The 14,263-nt window shown below is 66.3% G+C and carries 15 protein-coding genes and 4 pseudogenes; 10 read left to right on the forward strand and 9 right to left on the reverse strand.

Annotated features, from left to right (window positions below; all coding sequences use genetic code 11):
* Positions 1 to 137: 137 nt before the first annotated feature.
* A pseudogene (locus B0T44_RS28480) lies at positions 138 to 260 on the reverse strand (hypothetical protein); the annotation flags it as partial.
* 153 nt (positions 261 to 413) lie between these two features.
* On the opposite strand from B0T44_RS28480, the gene B0T44_RS06000 reads away from it, so the two are divergent.
* A complete protein-coding gene (locus tag B0T44_RS06000) occupies positions 414 to 1,049 on the forward strand; it encodes a TetR/AcrR family transcriptional regulator (protein ID WP_077115364.1) in 636 nt (211 codons plus the stop codon).
* 163 nt (positions 1,050 to 1,212) lie between these two features.
* Here B0T44_RS06000 and B0T44_RS06005 read toward each other — a convergent pair whose 3' ends face one another.
* A complete protein-coding gene (locus B0T44_RS06005) occupies positions 1,213 to 1,563 on the reverse strand; it encodes an ectoine synthase (RefSeq protein ID WP_077115363.1) in 351 nt (116 codons plus the stop codon).
* Positions 1,475 to 2,480 (reverse strand): annotated as a pseudogene (locus tag B0T44_RS06010) (alpha/beta hydrolase fold domain-containing protein); the annotation flags it as partial. The gene B0T44_RS06005 and the pseudogene B0T44_RS06010, both read right to left, overlap by 89 nt.
* On the opposite strand from B0T44_RS06010, the gene B0T44_RS27855 reads away from it, so the two are divergent.
* Positions 2,471 to 3,097, forward strand: a complete 627-nt coding sequence (locus B0T44_RS27855) for an SDR family NAD(P)-dependent oxidoreductase (protein ID WP_081511682.1) — start codon at positions 2,471 to 2,473, stop codon at positions 3,095 to 3,097. The pseudogene B0T44_RS06010 and the gene B0T44_RS27855 sit on opposite strands and share 10 nt — an antisense overlap.
* Here the strand turns inward: B0T44_RS27855 and B0T44_RS06020 are convergent.
* A complete protein-coding gene (locus B0T44_RS06020; RefSeq protein ID WP_077115361.1) occupies positions 3,075 to 3,890 on the reverse strand; it encodes an SDR family NAD(P)-dependent oxidoreductase in 816 nt (271 codons plus the stop codon). The genes B0T44_RS27855 and B0T44_RS06020 overlap by 23 nt on opposite strands.
* Positions 3,891 to 4,001: 111 nt before the next feature.
* Between B0T44_RS06020 and B0T44_RS06025 the strand changes: the two genes are divergently transcribed.
* Positions 4,002 to 4,607, forward strand: a complete 606-nt coding sequence (locus tag B0T44_RS06025) for a TetR/AcrR family transcriptional regulator (protein WP_077115360.1) — start codon at positions 4,002 to 4,004, stop codon at positions 4,605 to 4,607.
* Between the two features lie 529 nt (positions 4,608 to 5,136).
* Here the strand turns inward: B0T44_RS06025 and B0T44_RS06030 are convergent.
* The gene (locus tag B0T44_RS06030; RefSeq protein ID WP_081511702.1) at positions 5,137 to 6,423 is read right to left on the reverse strand and encodes an MFS transporter; all 1,287 of its coding nucleotides are present in this window, start codon (positions 6,421 to 6,423) and stop codon (positions 5,137 to 5,139) included.
* An 86-nt stretch (positions 6,424 to 6,509) separates the two neighbouring features.
* On the opposite strand from B0T44_RS06030, the gene B0T44_RS06035 reads away from it, so the two are divergent.
* Complete coding sequence (locus B0T44_RS06035; protein ID WP_077115359.1) at positions 6,510 to 6,989, forward strand: winged helix-turn-helix transcriptional regulator; 480 nt, start codon at positions 6,510 to 6,512, stop codon at positions 6,987 to 6,989.
* Positions 6,990 to 7,005: 16 nt separating this feature from the next.
* Here the strand turns inward: B0T44_RS06035 and B0T44_RS06040 are convergent, their stop codons facing one another.
* The 3 genes and pseudogenes from B0T44_RS06040 to B0T44_RS06050 all read right to left on the reverse strand — a co-directional run bounded on the left by B0T44_RS06040 (position 7,006) and on the right by B0T44_RS06050 (position 9,605).
* A complete protein-coding gene (locus B0T44_RS06040) occupies positions 7,006 to 7,626 on the reverse strand; it encodes a DapH/DapD/GlmU-related protein (RefSeq protein ID WP_217697442.1) in 621 nt (206 codons plus the stop codon).
* A 249-nt stretch (positions 7,627 to 7,875) separates the two neighbouring features.
* Positions 7,876 to 8,526: pseudogene (locus B0T44_RS06045) on the reverse strand (response regulator); the annotation flags it as partial.
* On the reverse strand, positions 8,523 to 9,605 hold the full coding sequence (locus B0T44_RS06050) for a sensor histidine kinase (protein ID WP_077115358.1): 1,083 nt from the start codon (positions 9,603 to 9,605) through the stop codon (positions 8,523 to 8,525). The gene B0T44_RS06050 and the pseudogene B0T44_RS06045, both read right to left, overlap by 4 nt.
* Positions 9,606 to 9,798: 193 nt before the next feature.
* On the opposite strand from B0T44_RS06050, the gene B0T44_RS06055 reads away from it, so the two are divergent.
* The 5 genes and pseudogenes from B0T44_RS06055 (at position 9,799) to B0T44_RS06080 (ending at position 13,098) form a co-directional block, all read left to right on the forward strand.
* Positions 9,799 to 10,158 (forward strand): DUF6223 family protein, encoded by a 360-nt coding sequence (locus tag B0T44_RS06055; protein WP_077115357.1) that lies wholly within the window; start codon positions 9,799 to 9,801, stop codon positions 10,156 to 10,158.
* Between the two features lie 142 nt (positions 10,159 to 10,300).
* A complete protein-coding gene (sigJ, locus tag B0T44_RS06060; protein WP_077115356.1) occupies positions 10,301 to 11,209 on the forward strand; it encodes an RNA polymerase sigma factor SigJ in 909 nt (302 codons plus the stop codon).
* Between the two features lie 132 nt (positions 11,210 to 11,341).
* Positions 11,342 to 12,156 (forward strand): annotated as a pseudogene (locus B0T44_RS27860) (family 78 glycoside hydrolase catalytic domain).
* On the forward strand, positions 12,078 to 12,434 hold the full coding sequence (locus tag B0T44_RS26985; protein WP_368025977.1) for an alpha-L-rhamnosidase C-terminal domain-containing protein: 357 nt from the start codon (positions 12,078 to 12,080) through the stop codon (positions 12,432 to 12,434). The pseudogene B0T44_RS27860 and the gene B0T44_RS26985 overlap by 79 nt, the downstream one beginning before the upstream one ends.
* 94 nt (positions 12,435 to 12,528) lie before the next feature.
* Complete coding sequence (locus tag B0T44_RS06080) at positions 12,529 to 13,098, forward strand: cupin domain-containing protein (protein WP_077115352.1); 570 nt, start codon at positions 12,529 to 12,531, stop codon at positions 13,096 to 13,098.
* Between the two features lie 70 nt (positions 13,099 to 13,168).
* Here B0T44_RS06080 and B0T44_RS26350 read toward each other — a convergent pair whose 3' ends face one another.
* The gene (locus B0T44_RS26350; protein WP_139347692.1) at positions 13,169 to 13,438 is read right to left on the reverse strand and encodes a hypothetical protein; all 270 of its coding nucleotides are present in this window, start codon (positions 13,436 to 13,438) and stop codon (positions 13,169 to 13,171) included.
* On the opposite strand from B0T44_RS26350, the gene B0T44_RS06085 reads away from it, so the two are divergent.
* Positions 13,428 to 14,162 (forward strand): DUF7873 family protein, encoded by a 735-nt coding sequence (locus B0T44_RS06085; RefSeq protein ID WP_077115350.1) that lies wholly within the window; start codon positions 13,428 to 13,430, stop codon positions 14,160 to 14,162. The genes B0T44_RS26350 and B0T44_RS06085 overlap by 11 nt on opposite strands.
* The last annotated feature ends 101 nt before the right edge of the window (positions 14,163 to 14,263 follow it).

The raw sequence follows: 14,263 nt of genomic DNA on the forward strand, positions 1-14,263 counted from the left end.
GCAGCTCGAAAACCGTTGCCAGTTCGGCTTATTCGTCCTGAGCGAGATAGCCGACGCCACCCTCGGCGTGCACGACAATCCCGCCCTGATCGGGGCTGCTCGCATCCGGCGAACAGGCGCAGCAGCGTGCTCTTACCGGACGCGTTCTCCCCGATGATCCCGGTGCATTCACCCGCACCGAACGAACAGGTGACCGCATCGAGAACCGTGCGGCCGTGGAAGGACTTGCTGACCGCGAACGCGGTGATCCGAGGGGGCACGAACTACCTCCGAAGCATTCGAGGACGACACGATCAGGGGCGACCGCTGAGCCTGGTGAACACTTCGAATGAGCATTGACGTCCTCGTTAGTGCGACGGATGTTGCGTTAAAATAATGGCACATCATGTCCCGCCGAGCAACCGGATAGCCCCATGTCCCCTACCACAGAGTCCGCCCCCCCGCCGCGGTCACGCCCGGGCGGCCGCACGGCCCGCATTCGCGCTCAGGTCCTCGCAGCCGTTGAGGCGGAGCTGACCGAAAACGGCTACGACGCCTTGACCGTCGATACGGTCGCCGCCCGCGCTGGCGTGCACCGCACCACCGTGTATCGCCGTTGGCGCGATGTAGGGGGTCTGATCGCCGATGTGTTCGCCGCCGCAAGCGATCTGGATTGGCAACCACCCAACACCGGTTCACTATGCGGTGATCTTGCGGAGTTGAACCGCGAGATACAGGATTCGTTCACCGAGGAATCGTCGATCGCGCTGGCGCTGATCGCAGTATCTTTCCGCTCGGAGGACGCGGCGCGAGCACTGCGGCAACTGTGGGAGGACCGCTACACGCAATGCGAGATCGTCGTGGAGCGTGCGATCGGGCGCGGTGAGATCCCGGCCGACACCGATGCGCGCGCACTGCTTGTCACCGCTACGGCACCGGTGTATCACCGGTTGGTGCTGTTGCGCGCTCCGGCCGACGCCGGTTTTCCGGAGCGTGCGGCCGCGGCGGCGTTGCTGGCCGCGCAGGCCGGTGCTTTCGCATCGCTGGTAACGGGAGCTGTTACTGGCTGACCTGAGGTGCCCCACATTGCTGGGATGCCTCATTTTCCATGGAACCGGACAGCGGACCGCTCCCCCACCACCGCTGCCGGTCACCGGCGAAGTCGAAACGCCACGGACCGCACCCGAACAAAAGCCATGCCGCGTCGGCGCAAGGTTGGCCCGTGGGAGGGTGTCAGTCGCTTCCGGGTGGCACCGCGGGGGCGAAGACGCAGTACATGCGGAGTTGTGTTTCGGCGATGATGGTGTGCCGTTCGTGTTTGTCGAGTAGATACATCGTGCCGGGTGCCAGGGGGTAGGTGGTGTTGTTGTCGCGGTCGAGTAGTTGGCCGTGTCCTTCGATGAGCCAGACAGCTTCGATGTAGTCGGGATAGTGCAGAGGGGTCCGGGTACCGGCAGCGACGGTGGTTTCGTGGTAGGAGAAACCGACGTTGTCGTCGGAGAGCACGATGCGCTTCGAAGTCCAGTGGTCGCTGTCGATCTGGCGGTCGGTGCCGGTGATCTCCTCGAGGGTTCGGACGATCACGAGTGGTTACCTCCTTTGCTGATGGTGTGCAGGAACTCCAGTAGTTCAGTGGTCGCTTGCCGGGCTTCGGGCATGTTCTTCATGATCCAGTTGTGGAACATTCCGGGGTATTCACGCAGGTCGACCTGCACACCGGCGGCGTCGCCGAGTTCTTTGATGCGGCGGGCATCGGGAAGCAGGATGTCGCGGTGGCCGATGAAAACCATCACCGGAGCGAGACCGGTGAGGTCGGCGAAGGCTGGGCTGATCTCGGGGTCGTCCAGCGCTCGCTCACCGGCATACCAGCGCCCCGCTTGTTTCAGGCCGGTGACACCGAGTTCGGGATCGCGGGCGTCGAGGGCCAGCGACAGGGGGTCGTCGGTGGCCAGATCGATCCACGGAGAGAACAGCGCGAAGGCGGCCGGTTGCGGTTGCGCGCGTTCACGCAGGTGGCGAGCCAGGGTGAGCGCGAGGGTGCCGCCGGCCGAGTCTCCGAACACGATCCGGTCACCGGGCGCGCTATCCCCGAGGACCTCGTAGAAGGCCTTCTCGACCATCGGGATGATCGTCTCGTGGTCGTGTTCGGGAGCCAGCGGATACATCGGCAAGGAGTAGGTGCAGCCGAGCAGGTCCACCATTCTTGCGGCGAAATGCCAGTGGTGCGGTTCGGGTGCCTCGACGAACCCACCGCCGTGCAGATGGAAGATGTGCCACAGTGAGGTCGGCCCGTCGGCCGGAGTGATCGTGTACACGCGGTGGCCTTCGATCACCCGGCTGGTGACCTGGTGGGTGTCGAGCATGCGCCGCGGTGGGTGTGACCGGCTCGGGATCTGGTGTCGCGGCAGTCCGTGGCGCATAGCGGAGGGGTCGGCGTAAAAGCGTTTGTTCCGCCGCAACAACATTCGCGCGATCATCGCCCGCGCACGCCATGACGTCACAACCTGCCCTCCTGCCCAGTACGAACGCTGATGGACACAGGAGGGCTACCCAGCGAACGCGCGAATCCACCTCGACGGCTTCACGGGCGCGGCTGAGGTCGTGGCGCTTCGAAAGGGTCCGATGCTGTCGGCTTTCGTCACCACGTTCACTTCCCAGCGCAACGCCAGGCTCGGAGCGGCACCGACCAGGGGTTCCAGCAGTAATCGCCGAAAAACAACGAATACGACCGTTCTTGCTGGTCGGTGCAGCTATAACGGAGGGCCTGAAACGGGTCCGAGTAGATTCCCAGTGCGGGTATCCCCTACGGAAGGGATGGGTTGTCTACTTCGGCACGAAGGCAGCAGTGGTAGCACTGTCCAAAGCATGCGCCATCGAGTTGGCACCCAAAGGTGTTCGGGTGAATACGATCTCGCCCGGGACGATGCTCACCGGCATGGTGCCGGACGTGGACGGAATCGTCGAGGTTTTGGACAAGATCCAGCCCGTCGGATACGCCGCGAATCCGTCTCAGACGGCGGCAGGCGTCCTGTTCCTCGCCTCGGACGAAGCCGACTACGCCGCCTGTCGGGTTGACTGTCGGTGGTGCGCAAGGGTCATCCGGGCACTTTGCGGCTGAGGTGTTCGTAGGCGCGATACTGCGTCGCACGGTCCTGAAGGTTCTGCTGGACCACGTCGAAGGAACCGGCGCCGACGATGAGGCGCCGCGGCGGGTTCGGCAGGTCCACCAACTCCATGATCACCGGAGCGGCGGTGGCCGGGGCGGGGCCGGCGTCCTCACCCCACATCTCGATCAGCTCGTCGCGCAGCTGCTGGTAGTGCGGGTCGGGCGTGGTCGCCGTGGTGCCTGTGGTGAACAGGCCGGTGTCGTAGCCGCCCATCTGGACGATGGTGAGCTTGACGCCGAACTGTTCGACCTCCATCGCCACGGCCTCGCTCACCGAGTCCAGTGCCGACTTGCCGGCCGCGTACAGGCCGATCATGGGGAAACCGCCACCGGTGCCCATCGTGGTGACCTGCAGGATGCGCCCACCACCCTGGGCGCGCAGATATGGCAGCACAGCCTGGGTCACCCATACCGCGCCGAACAGGTTCACATCGAAATGCGTTCTGATCTGTTCCTCGCTCGCCTCCTCCACCATGCCCAAAAGCATGGCGCCGGCATTGTTGACCACAATGTCGAGCTTCCCGAAGGCCGCGACCGCCCGCTCCACGGCCTCGAACACGGCCGCGCGGTCGGTGACATCGAGTGGCAGCCGTACCAGGTCGTCGGGGTATTGCTGGGCAAGGTCGGCGAGGGGCTCGACGTTGCGCGCGGCACCGATCACCCGGTCGCCCGCCTGTAGCGCCGCCTCCGCGAACGCCCGGCCCAGTCCTCGTGATGCACCTGTAATGAGCCATACCCGCGTCATGGGCTCCACCTACTCTTGCTCGATCTACCGTGACGAGACAAGACGGTACGTCTCGTCATCCCTGATGTCAAGACGGTACGTCTCGTCTCGCCTAAGTGCTACGATCCGAGCATGGTCAAGCAGCCCGATCCCGCCCGCCGTAGTGAGCGCTCCCGACAGGCCATTCTCACCGCAGCCCGCGAGCTGATCTCCGACCTGGGGTACGCCAAGCTGTCCGTCGAAGCCATCGCGGCCCGGGCCGGCGTGGGCAAACAGACCATCTACCGTTGGTGGCCCTCCAAAGGCGCGGTGGTCCTGGACGCCTTCCTGGCGCTCAGCGAAGAGGGGCCGGACCAGAGCACAGCGCTGCCCGATACTGGCGACCTGGAAACCGACCTCAAGGTCGTGATGCGCGCGACGGTGGCCGAGTTCGCCGACCCCGCATTCGAAGGACCGATCCGCGCGCTCAACACCGAGGTCATCAACGACCCCGCCCTGGCCGCCCAGTACCACGCCAAGCTGGCCGGCCCGTTGGACGAGGCCAAGAAGAACCGGCTACGCAGCGCACAGCGAGCCGGGCAACTCGACGCCCACGCCGACCTAGACCTGGCGCTCGAACTGCTCTACGCGCCTCTCTACCAACGCTGGCTGCTCCGCTCCGGCCCACTCACCCCCGAGTACGCCGACGCCCTCGTCGAAGCCTTGCTCAAAGCCATGCGACCGGACACCGCTGGCTAACCCACACACAGCCACAACATCGGTGCGCCCCACGACATCCGACGAAACCATCGCCGCCCCGGCAGACGGTCGCTCAATCGGGGCCAGCGGGTCGGCGAGTTTCCGTCGAAGTAGCGAGTTCCGGAAAGCATGGTGATCCGGTGGCCTTTCGGCGAGCATGTTCGCCGAGAGAGCAGATGGCACTGACGAATGTGACGCCCTCGTCCGTCGAGCGTTCGTCCCCGGCATCGGTAGGTGACAGTTCTGCGACCAGATCATGCCGTGTCGGTCGCCCTCGCTCACCGTCATGGTTGGTACCCCAGGCATCACTGCGGCTTGTTTTCGGAATCGCCCTGGGAGCAGCCGAATTCGTTCTTGAACGCGTGGGCGAACGCGAATTCGGATGTATAGCCGGCGTCGGGCGATGATCGAGATCGGAGTGCCGGTGTCGCGCAGTTGCCGAGCGGCGAGCAGACCTGCTACCGCGCCGGCGACTTCGCCCGCAGCATCGGCACCCGAACCCGGCACCAGAGGACGGCGAAATTTGATGTCACGACCCCGCTCGGCACCTGCTCGTGTCCGTGTCGAACCGTTCGCTATGCGGCACGGGTGGGATGTCGACCCTGATATCGGCTGCCGGCCGGCATTGCGGGGGCGTTGCGTCTCGACGGGTGATGTCGGCGACCTGGGTCAGCCCCCACAGAACCAGTGCGGAGAGGGAGTAGATCGCGCCGAGCCAGCAGGAGGCCGGCCATCCCCAGGTGCTGTATGCCCAGGTCGTCGTGATAGCGCCGAGTGCTGATCCGAGGGAATAGAAGGCCATGTAGGCGCCGATGACGCTGCCGGGGCGGTGCGGGTGCGCTGCGGTCAGCAGGTGTTGGCTGCTGACATGCACTGCCTGGACGGCGAAGTCGAGCAGGATGATGCCGATGATGAGCAGCCACAGGGTTGCTTCGGTCCGGACGATGAGCAGCCAGGAGCCGGTGAGTAACGCCAGTGAGGAACCGGTGATCGCCTGCGCATGCCCGGAGTCGGCCCATCGCCCCGCGCGGGCGGCGCCGAGCGCTCCGGCCAGGCCCGCCAATCCGAACAGGCCGATCTGCGTGGTGCCGAGGCTCCAGGGCTCGGCACCGAGAGGGAGGGCGAGCCCACTCCAGAGGGTGCCGAAGGATGCGAAGAGGAAGAAGGCGTTCAGGCCTCGACTCAGAAACAGGCGATCCGTGCACACGAGCCGCCCCATCGATGCCAGCACCTGCGTATACCGTGCGCCGGGAGTTCTGCGGTCCGGGCCGAGTGTCGCGCGGACGGTGAGGGCCAGAACCACGCAGAGCGCGGCAAGCAGCGCATACACGGCACGCCAGCCGACCGTGTCGCCCAGGACACCCGCGAGGACACGGGCCCCGAGAATACCGATCACCACACCCGAGGTGACCGCGCCGATATTGCGTCCTCGCTCGCTCGACGCGGAGACGGCAGCTACATAGGCCACAGTCACCTGAACCACCACCGCGAACAGCCCCGCGACCGCCAGCCCTGTCATCGCCACGGCACTGTTCGGGGCGGCGGCCGTGACCGCCGCCCCCGTGGCGGTGAGTACCAGATGCACGGCGATGAGGCGACGACGATTCATCACGTCTGCGAGCGGGACCAGCAGGACCAGACCGGCGAAGTAGCCGATCTGCCCGGCGGCGACCAGTCCGCCCAGCGACTCGTGCGCCAATCCCAGGTCGGTGCCCGCCGCCTCCAATACCGGCTGAATCGCATAGATCGTCGCCACCGCCACTGCGCACACCAGCGCCAAGACGAATCGCTGCGGTCCTGTGACTCCTGTTGCCACCACACCTCCCAAATCAGTAGCAAAACGCAACCATTTGACGGTAGGGCATAATGGTTTCGAATTGCAACCAATTGGGAGGAGTTCCCATGACCGTGACACTCGGGTCCGGCCGCGAATGGACCGATCCCACCTGCCCTGTCGCGCGAACCATCGACCTCGTGGGCGACCGGTGGAGCCTGCTGATCGTGCGCGACGCCATGGACGGCGCGGCGGCCTTCACCGAATTCCAGCAGCGGCTCGGGATCGCCCGCAACATCCTCACCGATCGCCTGCGCAGGCTCGTCGACCATGGCATTCTCACCATGAGCACCACTCCCGGCGGCAAGCGGCACATCTACGAACTCACCGACGCCGGGCAGGACCTCTTCACCATCGTTGTGGCGTTGCGCCAATGGGGAGAACGCCACGCCTTCACCAACAATGAACCCCACTCGATACTCATCGACCGTCACGGCAGTCCCGTAGCCCGGCTGCGTACCGAAAACCACGAAGGCGAGGTCGTCACCGCGGCGACCACCCGAGTCCACAAGGTGAATGAGCACGATGCCTCGGTGGCAGATGCGTGACCGGCTGCGTCTCGCACTACCAAGCTCGGCGCACAGCAGCTTTGGGGCCGGCCACCAAGCTCCTCGCCGGCACATCGTCGGCCACGACTGCACCTGCGGCGACCACAGAGTCCCGCCCGATGCTGACCCCGGGCAGAATCATCGCCCCTGCACCGATCCATACGTTCTCCGCCACGTCGATCGGTGCACCGGTGAGGAATCGGCGTCGTTCCTCCGGATCTACCGGGTGGCCCATGGTGATGAACGTGGCCTTCGGGCCGATCATCACGCCGCGGCCCAGCCGGATACCGGCGTAGTCCAGGAAGGTGCACCCCTGATTGATGAACACGCGCTCGGCCAAGTCGAGATGAAGTCCATGGTCGGTGTAAAAGGGCGGGTAAATCGTGACTCCGGCCGGGAGAGGGCGGCCCAGGATCTGTTCGAGCAGGGCTGCCCTTCCGGTCTCGTCGTCGAAGGGCAGGATGTTGAGACGGGAGGTCAACGCGGTGACCTGCACAACCCGCTCGTGCATCGCTGTGAACTCGGCACCGAGAACCCGTTCGCCCTGGGCATAGAGCTCGGCATCGTGGATCAGCATGAAGTTGTCGCTCGCCATCCCGCCATAATTGCGCATCCGACTGGTGAACGGCTCGGACATCGGCATGAACGAGTGCCAGTCGGGATGCTGGGTGCGTGCCGGATGCCCGCAACTGGACGCCCGAACTTCGGGTGTGGCAGCGAGTTGGGACGAGATCGGACGTAACCACCTCTGCTGCACAAGGTTTCACTTGCGCGTGTTCGGGAATGATGTCGAGCCCGCTGACGGTCCATACCCCGAGAAGGCTCGGCCTAGTGAACGACCAAGCGGGCGGACGGCCATGCGAGGTAAGGGAAGGTCAGCTCGGCGCGGGGTTACAAGGCCGGATTCGTAGACCAAAACGACCAGTTGGGCGCGGTCGCGGGCGTGGAGCTTGGTCATGGCCCGGTTGACGTGGGTCTTGGCGGTCAGCGGGCTGATCACCAAGTGGTCGGCGATCTCGTCGTTCGACAGGCCCTGCGCGACGAGGGTGACCACCTCCCGCTCACGGTTGGTCAGCTCGGCCAGACCGGGAGCCTCGCCGAGATCCAGCGGCCGGCTGACATACCGGTTGATCAGCTTGCGCGTGATCGACGGCGCGAGCAGCGCGTCCCCGCGGGCCGCGACCCGGACGGCGTGCAGGAAGTCCTCCGGGTGGATGTCCTTGACCAGGAATCCGGCCGCACCCGCGCGCAGGGCGTGGAAGATGTGCTCGTCCAGGCCGTAGTTGGTCAGGATCACCACGTGCACCCCGGCCAGGGCGGGGTCGGCGGCGATGCGTCGGGTCGCCTCGATCCCGTCAACGACGGGCATCTGGATGTCCACCAGTGCGACGTCGGGCAGATGTTCGCGGGCCAGTTCCACGCCCCACTCGCCGTCGCCGGCCTCGGCCACCACCTCGATATCGTCCTCCACGCCGAGCAGCGCGCGGAAACCGCTGCGGATCAGCGGCTGGTCGTCCACCAGCAGGACGCGGATCACGGCGTCTGCTCCACGGGCAGCTCGGCCCGGACGGTGAACCCACCTCCACTGCGGGGCGCGGCATGCAACCGGCCGCCGAGGGCGGTAACCCGTTCGTGCATCCCGAGCAGTCCCACACCTGGCGCGGGCGTGGTGTCCGGTGCGGCGCGGCCGTCGTCGTCCACCCGGATCACCAGGGCATCGGGGCGGTAGTCGATGCGGACCGACGCGGTGTCGGCGGCGGCATGCCGGGTGATATTGGTCAGCGACTCCTGGACGATCCGGTAGGCGGTTCGGTCCACGGCCGCCGGCAGGGCGCCGCGCCGCCCCTCGACCGTCAACCTCGCGTCCAGACCAGTCGTGCGGACCCGTTCCACCAGGTCCGGCACGTGGTCGAGCCCGTGCGACGGTTCACGGTCATCGCGCAGAGCCTCCAAGGTGGCCCGCAGCTCCCGGGACGCCTCGCGCCCGGCCTCCAGGATCGCCAGCAGTGCTTCGGGCACCTGTTCACCGCGCTTGCGGGCCAAGTGGACGGCCACCTCGGCCTGCACCTTGATCACCGAAATCTGATGGGTCAGCGAGTCGTGCAACTCCCGCGCGATATGCAGCCGCTCCTCGTCGGCCCGCCGCCGCGCGACCTCCTCCCGGGTGCGTTCGGCCTCGTCGGCCCGCCGCTCGGCCTGCCGCAGCGCTTCGCCTGCCGCGCACGCGGCGACCAGCCAGGCCAGTTGCAGCACGTCCCGAGCCTCCACGAACGCCTCGCCCATGAGCAGTCCGCGCGGCGAAGCCAGCAACGCGAAGGGCATGACGAGCACCATGACCACCGCCCCCGCGATAGCTGCCACCCGGTGCCCAGCCCGGAACGCCGCATATACGGCGAACAGGAACGCGACCGCGGGCACGTCCACTCCGAGGGCCTGATACGCCAACGCAGTCAGCCCTGTCACCGCCAGCACCGCGACCGGCGCCCGGCGGCCGGCGGCCAACGACAGTCCGCCGACGACCAGCAGCACCCATCCGACCGGGGGCCCGGACAACCCGGAGACGAGCTGGAACACCGCGATACCCGTGGCGATCGCCCAGTCCCGAAGCCGTTCCATGGGTGCACCCTAACCCGATGCCCGCGCAGGGAAGTCGTGCACGGGGATGATCACCGGCTACTGCGGAGGCAGTACTCCGACAGATTTTCTACGTCTCCGGCGGCAGCGTGAAATGCCTGCGTGCGCAGGACGACGGGGGTGGGGCCTGCGGAGAGGATGGGCCTCGTCTCAGTCGTTGGAGAAGGAGCACGTCATGTCCGTTCATCATCTACTCGCCACCTCGGAGATCCTGGCCCGGTCGGGCTCCTCCGGGTTGACCGCCGGGCGTTTCTGGTCCCTGGTGGGTGTCGTGGTGGGACTGGTCGGTGTCACCATCGGCGTCCGCGCCCTCATCCACCGCACTGGAAGCCGCTCCGCTATCACCGCGCTGGCGGCTGGTGTGGTCGGCCTGGTGATCGGCGGGCTGGTCGTGGTCGCCGCCGAAGGCGGACCCGGCACCGGGTACGGGATCGTCGGCGGCTTCCTGGCTTTGGCCGTCGGGTTGGTTGCCACCGCACTCGGCGCGGTCGGCCTGATGAGGAGCTTGCGGTCCGGTCGGCCGCTGGGCGGTTGATACCGACGCGGACCGCCGACACCAGCCGCAGCTGTCGTTCACACGGTGTTGTGGATCACAGTTGCGGCGGGCGGTGTCACACGGCGGGGGCGGTGAGGCTCTGTGGTCGCGAACATGATGGAACGGGCTGAGGAGGTTCACCATGGCGTCGATACCGCAGCATGCTGCCGACGACGAGATCACGGATCGGTTTCTCGGATATCGCGAGCTGCTGTTCTCGGTGGTCTACACGATGCTCGGCAGTGTTGCCGATACCGAGGATGTGCTGCAGGAGGTGTGGCTGGCGTGGGCGGCTCGGCATCGGAGTGCCGACGCCGAGCCGGCCGAGAACCCCCGCGCCTACCTTGTCCGGGTCGCGGCGAATACCGCGCTGGGCAGGCGTGCCGAGCTGAACCGTCGCCGGGAGACCTATGTCGGTCAGTGGCTGCCGGAGCCGTTGGTGTCCGGCGACGACGATGCGAGTGTGGGCGTCGAACGCACGGAGACGATGTCGATGGCGCTGCTGGTGGTGTTGGAGACACTGTCGCCGCTCGAGCGTGCGGTATTCGTGCTGCACGATGTGTTCGGGTTCGGTCATCCGGAGATCGCGCGGATCCTGGACCGTTCCCCGGCGGCCGTGCGTCAACTGGCCACCCGCGCCCGCCGCCACGTGCATGCGCGGCGCCCGCGGCACCGGGCCACCCCGGCGGTCCACGCTCAGGTCACCGAACGGTTCGCCGCCGCGGCGCTCGGTGGTGATTTGACGGCGTTGATGGAGGTGCTGGCGCCGGAGGTGACGTTGTGGACCGACGGCGGCGGCAAGGGGCCGGCCACCAGCCTGCGTCCGGTCCACGGCCGCGACGCGGTGGCCGCACTGTTCCTGTCGGTGGCCGAGACCCTGCCCGCAGGATTGGACATCCGCTACCGCCGAGCCGGTGACGACCTGTGCGCTCTGGTGTTCACCGGCGACAGCCCCCTCGCCGTGGTCGTGGTGGACCTCGACCCCGAGGGCGATCGGATCACCGGGATCTACTCGATCACCAATCCCGACAAGCTGAACGGCATCCGGTGACCGCCGCGCTGTCCCCGGCCTCCGCGTCACGCACCCGCGCGGCATGGCCGGTCGTCTTGTTGCGCGCCACGACCACGAACTCCTCACCCCGACGGGGAACTCGACCTGACCTACCTCGACGCGCCGCCCATGATGAAGTTCGCCCCGCAGCGTGACGAGGTGACGCTCGGTGGCCGCGACGAGTGGATCGAGCCCTGGTTCACCATTCACGGATTCCGCTACCTCCACGTCGACGGACTCGGATACGACCTGGGCCACGACGATGTGCGGGCAGTGGTGTTGTCCACCGACCTACCGGTCACGGGCACCTTCGAATGTTCCGATCAACGCCTGAACCGGCTGCACCGCAACGTGTTGTGGAGTCTGCGATCGAACTTCACCGACACCCCGACCGACTGCCCACCCGTGAGCGGTCCGGCTGGACCGGTGACATCCAGGTGTTCGCGCCCACCGCTGCCCTGCTCGTCGACGCCCACGCCTACCTGAAGCGTTATCTGCGAAACCTGGCGCTCGAACAGTTTCCGGACGGCACCGTGCCGCCGTTCGTGCCCAGCGAGGCGTCCGTGTTCAGCGGTGGTCCGCCACGGCTCACCCGGATCGCGGCGAGCGCGGTCGGTTGGGGTGATGCCGCGGTCATGCTCCCGTGGGCACTGTATCGGTATTACGGCGACACCACCGTATTGCGCCGCCAGTACGACAGTATGCGGCGTTGGGTCGACCACCTCGAGCGCACCGCCCGGACGAAACGTTCGCCGACGCGCCTCCTCCGTAAACGGGTCGGCGCGAAGGAACGCTACCTTCTCGACACCGGTTTCCACTGGGGAGAATCCCGTCGTGGCTGCACCAGGTCGAGCGGGGAGCGACCACGATCTGGGAAACTTGGGACGCCTACGACGACCACGGGCGGGGAAAAGGATCGCACAATCACTATGCGTTCGGGGCAGTAGCGCAGTGGCTGATCGAAGGGATCGTTGGGATCTCCCCCGCCGAACCCGGGTATCGCGTCGTCCGGGTGCAACCGCTCGTCGGCGGCGGCATCACCCACGCGGCGGCAACCATCACCACACCTTTCGGACGTGCCCGCAGCAGCTGGCGACTGCACGGTGACCGGGTCGAACTGGAGGTGACGATTCCGCCCGGGGCGACCGGAGACGTCCGGCTCGGGGACGGCCGCGCCGAACGTGTGGGGTCGGGGGCACACGGATTCGAATGGAAAACCGGGTGAACGTGCAGCGGCGGCCGCAATGTCACACCCGGAGGCCGCGGCGCCCTCTGTGCCAGTGCCCGGAGCGGTTCCGGGAGATACGTCAGGAGAGAAGATGACCATCTCGAAGAACAACGACAAAGCCCTGCTCGTCCGCCACGACGACGCCGAGACACTGGACACCATGGGCGTACGGCTCTACGCCGATCACGATATGACCGGCGGAAAGCTCAGCGCGAACCGCGCATTTCTGCCGGCCGGCGCGGACGGGCCGCCTCCGCACTACCATTCGACCTCCGCCGAGTTGTTCTACATGCTCGACGGCCGGCTGCGGGTGCTCGCCGGGGACGAGATCCACGAGATCGGCGCGGGCGACTTCCTGCTGATTCCCCCGAACATGACACACGCATGGGCGGCTCCCGCGACCTCGCCGGCGGACGTCCTGGTGGTCTTCACTCCGGGGATCGAACGTTTCGACTACTTCCGGCTGGGCGACCGTATTCGCAAGGGGCTGGCGAGCCCAGCCGAAATCCTCGACACCCAGGAGCGGTTCGACAACCACTTCGTCGACAGCCCGATCTGGCGGCAGGCCACCAAGAACGACGACCGCGTTTCGCTGGATGGCGAAGAGCACCGGGCCGAATTCCTCGCCAGCGACGTACTCCGGGCACAGCCCGGCGTGTGATCGACGCCAACGCTGTCGGCGACGAGTGCGTCGAGATCGAATATCTCCCCGACGGTGAGCCCGGCGTGCATCAGCGATTATTGGATGCAGCGACTGGAACACCGAGGTCTCCGTGGGTCATGTCTTCCTCCTCACCGGAAACGGTGGGGAGGAAGACATTCCGGTCCGAGGTATCGCTGCCGATCGCGAGGAAACCATCGGCCTGCTCGGCCCCAACGGCTCGGGTAAGTCCTCGGGGGCCTGTGGTGGATATATCGGTGGCGGACTCGGTGTTGCCCGGTTTATGGTGGGCCGCGGTCGCGCCGAGGTGGCCGAAGGAGGGAAAGTCCGTGTCCACCAAGCTGAATCAGCTCATCGCCATCGAGAAGGGCGCGAAGTCGCAGGCGAACGCAGATCTGACCGCCGCTTATCAGCGGGTGGGCAAGATCGATCTTCTGGCGGGCATTTCACGCATGTACCGGCCGCTGGACGATATGGGCGAAGAGTTGCCGTCGGAGTCGAAGCGGGTTCAGGTGCGGGCGCGCGAGGTGATCGCCGATGTGAAGAACACCCTGACGCGATTGTTCGATGTGACCGCGACGAAGGACACCGCCAACTGCTCGGCGAAGGCCGACCTGACGGTCGACGGCGTCACGATTGCCCGTGACCTGCCGGTCACCTACCTGCTGTTCCTGGAGAAGCAGCTGAGCGAACTGAAGAAGTTCGTCGCCAAGCTGCCGACCCTGGATCCGGCCGAGTCGTGGTCGTTCGACGAGGTCAGCGACTGCTACGCCACCCAGCCGTCGCAGACCGTGCGGACCAAGAAAGTGCCGCGCAACCATGTGCTGGCTCCGGCCACCGAGAAGCACCCGGCGCAGGTGGAGGTGTACCACGAGGACGTTGTGGTGGGTCGTTGGACCACCACAAAGTTTTCCGGCGCACTGCCTGCGAAGGAAGTCGGTGACATCACGGAGCGACTCGGCAAGCTGCTCGACGCGGTGCGCGTCGCTCGTGAGACGGCGAATTCGACGCCCGTAACGGATGTCGAGCCGGGCCAGGCTATTCTCGGCTATCTGTTCGGTTAGCCGGGAACACAGACTCCCCCTGCACAGGGGGATGGAGCACAAACTGAAATTGAAGTTCACACTGACACACCGGTAGGCGCTGCCAGGGCCTGCCGTTAAAT

This window comes from Nocardia donostiensis (genome assembly GCF_002081715.1).
Taxonomy (GTDB): Bacteria; Actinomycetota; Actinomycetes; order Mycobacteriales; family Mycobacteriaceae; genus Nocardia; species Nocardia donostiensis.

What these genes read in the sequence shown, in the direction of transcription:
- B0T44_RS06000 (WP_077115364.1), top strand. Translation starts at nt 414, where the DNA reads ATGTCCCCTACCACAGAGTCCGCCCCCCCGCCGCGGTCACGCCCGGGC.
- B0T44_RS27855 (WP_081511682.1), top strand. Translation starts at nt 2,471, where the DNA reads ATGACGTCACAACCTGCCCTCCTGCCCAGTACGAACGCTGATGGACAC.
- B0T44_RS06020 (WP_077115361.1), bottom strand. Translation starts at nt 3,890, where the DNA reads ATGACGCGGGTATGGCTCATTACAGGTGCATCACGAGGACTGGGCCGG.
- B0T44_RS06025 (WP_077115360.1), top strand. Translation starts at nt 4,002, where the DNA reads ATGGTCAAGCAGCCCGATCCCGCCCGCCGTAGTGAGCGCTCCCGACAG.
- B0T44_RS06035 (WP_077115359.1), top strand. Translation starts at nt 6,510, where the DNA reads ATGACCGTGACACTCGGGTCCGGCCGCGAATGGACCGATCCCACCTGC.
- B0T44_RS06040 (WP_217697442.1), bottom strand. Translation starts at nt 7,626, where the DNA reads ATGTCCGAGCCGTTCACCAGTCGGATGCGCAATTATGGCGGGATGGCG.
- B0T44_RS06050 (WP_077115358.1), bottom strand. Translation starts at nt 9,605, where the DNA reads ATGGAACGGCTTCGGGACTGGGCGATCGCCACGGGTATCGCGGTGTTC.
- B0T44_RS06055 (WP_077115357.1), top strand. Translation starts at nt 9,799, where the DNA reads ATGTCCGTTCATCATCTACTCGCCACCTCGGAGATCCTGGCCCGGTCG.
- sigJ (WP_077115356.1), top strand. Translation starts at nt 10,301, where the DNA reads ATGGCGTCGATACCGCAGCATGCTGCCGACGACGAGATCACGGATCGG.
- B0T44_RS06080 (WP_077115352.1), top strand. Translation starts at nt 12,529, where the DNA reads ATGACCATCTCGAAGAACAACGACAAAGCCCTGCTCGTCCGCCACGAC.